A 3,714-nucleotide genomic window follows, 5' to 3' on the forward strand; every position below is an offset into this window, starting at 1 on the left:
GCGTCGATGACGGCGGGGGAGGAGGGCGGGATGGGTGACATGCGACCACCCTATGCCAGGGCGCGGATGTCACCTTTGGGAAACACAGTCGTTACCCCCCTGGGGGCGAGGGGCTCCGCCGGGTAATGTGACTTTTTGGGAGCGCTCCCATGCGCGCAGTAACGGGGAAGCAGGGAAACCGGGGAACACCACACCGAAGGAAGGCTCATGTCCCGCACACGCATAGCCGTCGGAGCAGCAGTGAGCTCCGTCTCGGCACTGGCCCTGGGAACGGCGCTGCTCGCCACGGCGCCCGCCTCGGCCGCCGACTCCGAGTTCTACGTCAACCCCAACACGTCGGCGGCCGTCTGGGTCGAGGAGAACCCGAACGACCCCCGGGCCGACGTCATCCGCGACCGCATCGCCTCGGTCGCCCAGGCCACCTGGTTCACCCAGTACAACCCCGCCGAGGTCCGCGACGACGTGGACGCGGTGGTCAGCGCCGCCGACGCCCAGGGCCAGACCCCCATCCTGGTGGTCTACAACATCCCCGGCCGCGACTGCGGCAACCACAGCGGCGGCGGGGCGCCCAGCCACGACGCCTACCGCGCCTGGGTCGACGAGGTCGCCGCGGGGCTGGAGGGCCGGTCCGCCACCATCGTCCTGGAGCCCGACGCCCTGCCGCTGGTGAGCGGCTGCAGCGACCCGTCCGAGCTCCTGGACTCCATGGCCTACGCGGGCAAGGCGCTCATGGAGGGCTCCTCCGAGGCCAGGGTCTACTTCGACATCGGCAACTCGGCCTGGCTGGACCCGCAGGAGGCCGCCGGCCTGCTCAACGGCGCGGACGTCGCGAACAGCGCGCACGGCGTCGCCACCAACACCTCCAACTACAACTGGACCCACGACGAGGTCGCCTTCGCGGAGGCCGTCATCGCCGCGACGGGCGTGCCCGGCCTCGGCGCCGTGATCGACACCAGCCGCAACGGCAACGGCCCCGCCCCCCAGAACGAGTGGTGCGACCCGCCGGGGCGGATGATCGGCCGCCCCAGCACCACCGACACCGGGAACCCGCTGATCGACGCCTTCATCTGGACCAAGCTGCCCGGTGAGGCCGACGGCTGCATCGCGCCCGCGGGGCAGTTCGTGCCCCAGGCCGCCTACGACATGGCGGTGAACGCTCCCGAGTACCCCACCGACCCCGGCGAGCCGACCGACCCCGAGGAGCCCACCGACCCGCCCGAGGGCGAGGGCTGCACGGCCGACTACAGGGTCGTCAGCGAGTGGGGCAACGGCTTCCAGGCGGCGGTGACGGTCACCGCCGAGGACTCCCTCAGCGGCTGGACCGTGACGTGGACCTACGCCGACGGGCAGCGGTTCAGCCAGGGCTGGAACGCCGAGTTCTCCAGCAGCGGGTCGCGGGTCACCGCCTCCGACCTCGGCTGGAACGGCACGCTCAGCGCCGGCGGCAGCACCGAGTTCGGGTTCACCGGGACCCACGGCGGTAGCAACGGCGTGCCCGAGGTGACGTGCTCCGCGGCCTGACCGCACTGACGGGGTGGGGCCCAGCGGGTCCCGCCCCGTCCTCCTGGCCGCCTCCGGCCAACCGCGCCGAACCCCGTACCCCGGGGCCGGGGAACCACTAGCATCCCCGGTGGGCGAAGGGCGGACACGGATGACGGTTCCACAGGTGGGCGAGCGGACCCTGGTGGAGGACAGCGCCTGCGGCGGTTTCCCCGCGCAGGAGGCCGGTTCCCGGCGGGCCCGCGAACGGGCCTACAACCTGTACAGCGCGGCCATCGGCGCCTGCCTGAGCAGGACCGGGCTCCGGGAGCGCGCCGCCGAACTCCTCGCCCGGGAGGCACGGCTGCCCTTCCTCGACGACGGGGAGGTCGCCCGGGTCAACCGGGAGCTCCCGGGGATCGTCGCCGAACTGCGGGCCGAGCCGATCCGGGTCCGCGACGGCGCGACCCCCGGGGATCCGGGCCCCGTCCTGTCCGGGGCCGACCTGGACGCGCTGTTCGACCTCGCGCTCCGCGACCGGCTCACCGGACCGGCCCGCGAGCGGCCCCGGCTCCTGCTCCTGGGCGGCCAGCCCGGCTCGGGCAAGTCCACCCTCCAGCGCCTGGTCCTGCCGTTCCTGCCCGAGGGCACCGTCAGCTACGACGGCGACGACCTGCTGCGCCTGGCGCCGGACTACGAGTGGGCGATGGCCGCCGACGACCGCGCCGCCTCCGCCGCCCTGGCCCGGCAGGTCGGCGGCCTGCACGGGCTGGCCATGGCGCACATGCGCGCGGGCCGCGTGGACGCCGTGTGCAGCCACCCCCTCGGCCGCGCCGACTGGGCCGCGTCCTGGGTGGAGGGGTTCCGCGACGCCGGGTACCGGGTGGAGGTCGCCCTCGTGGCCACCCACAGTTCCAACAGCCGCTTCGCGATCGCCGACCGGTACGCCCGGGCCCGCGCCGACCAGGGTTTCGGCAGGTGGATGCCCGAACTCCACCATGACCGTTTCTATCTGGGCCTCCCCAACACGGTGGAGTTCCTGGAGACCCACCGGCTGGCGGACTCGCTCTACGTCCTCTCCCGCGACGGCGACGTGCTCTACGCCAACCACCGGGAGGAGGACGACTGGCGGACCGAGCCGTTCGGGCGCGTCGCCCTGGAGGCCGAACGCGGGCGCCGGGAGCTGTGGCACGCGTCCGGGCGCGCCCCGCGCAGCGCGGTCTGAGCGGCCCGGCGGGCTGCCGTCCGGGCGGGCCCGGCCGGTTCTCAGTCCCGGGCCGCCAGCCTCCGCACGGCCTCCCGGTCCTCCTCGCCGAACCGCTCCTCCAGGTCCTCGGGCGTGGCGTCCAGGTCGATGCGCGACACGGGCACCCCGCGCGCGGACCCGATCGCGCCGAGGCGGCGCAGCGCGCGGTCGCCCGCGTAGCGGACCAGTTCGCCCGGAGGCAGTTCGTAGCGGCGGGTCGCCGGGTCGCCCGAGGGCTCCTCACCGCGTTCCACCGTGGACGTCACGTGCGGCAGCAGTTCGTCCAGCCGATCGCGCACCACGTCCCAGTTGGCGTCGTCGGCCGCGACGTGGCGGCGACAGGTGAAGGTGCCCCACGCCATGTGGCGCCGCTCGTCGTCGCCGATCATGCGCACGATCCGGCGCATCCCCGGGAAGACGTCGAGCGCCGTGCACAGGTGGTTCCAGGCGTAGTACCCGGTCAGCGCCAGCGAGCCCTCGATGACGTGGTTGTAGGTCACCGAGGCGCGCACCTGGTTGCGGGGGCTCGGGTCCTCCAGCAGCGCCTCCAGCGAGCTGGGCAGCTCCTCGTAGAACAGCGTCCGGTACCCCGGGTTGGCGTCCACGTACCCGTGCAGGTCCTCGTGGACCCCGAGCGCGTCCAGCCACAGCCGGAACGCCTGGACGTGCCTGGCCTCCTCGAAAGCGAACTGGGTCAGGTACATCTCGTCGCCCAGCCGCCCCTCCGCGGCCATGGCCCGCAGGAAGGGCTGGATGTCCTCCGTGACCGCCTCCTCTCCCGCCACGAAGAACGCGCACAGCCGCAGGATCCGCGCCCGGGCCCCCTCTCCCAGCCCCTCCCAGTCCTCGGCGTCCCGGCTCAGGTCGATGTCGGCCGGGTTCCAGAACCGGGCGTTGCCCTTGGCGAACAGCTTGAGAGGGAGGGAGTCCCAGTTCAGGCCGCCGCCCCGGAGCGAGTGGAAGCCGGTGCGGCGCCGCGCGGGAGAGGG

The 3,714-nt window shown here is 73.5% G+C and carries 3 protein-coding genes; 2 read left to right on the plus strand and 1 reads right to left on the minus strand.

Annotated features, from left to right (window positions below):
* Positions 1 to 207: 207 nt before the first annotated feature.
* On the plus strand, positions 208 to 1,521 hold the full coding sequence (locus DQW06_RS14170) for a glycoside hydrolase family 6 protein (RefSeq protein WP_013155194.1): 1,314 nt from the start codon (positions 208 to 210) through the stop codon (positions 1,519 to 1,521).
* 130 nt (positions 1,522 to 1,651) lie between these two features.
* Positions 1,652 to 2,704, plus strand: a complete 1,053-nt coding sequence (locus tag DQW06_RS14175) for a zeta toxin family protein (RefSeq protein WP_117198611.1) — start codon at positions 1,652 to 1,654, stop codon at positions 2,702 to 2,704.
* Positions 2,705 to 2,745: 41 nt separating this feature from the next.
* Here DQW06_RS14175 and DQW06_RS14180 read toward each other — a convergent pair.
* On the minus strand, positions 2,746 to 3,714 hold a 969-nt coding region (locus tag DQW06_RS14180; protein ID WP_232833023.1), incomplete at its 5' end, for a R2-like ligand-binding oxidase.

Source organism: Nocardiopsis sp. TNDT3 (assembly GCF_003427465.1).
Lineage (GTDB): Bacteria > Actinomycetota > Actinomycetes > Streptosporangiales > Streptosporangiaceae > Nocardiopsis > Nocardiopsis dassonvillei.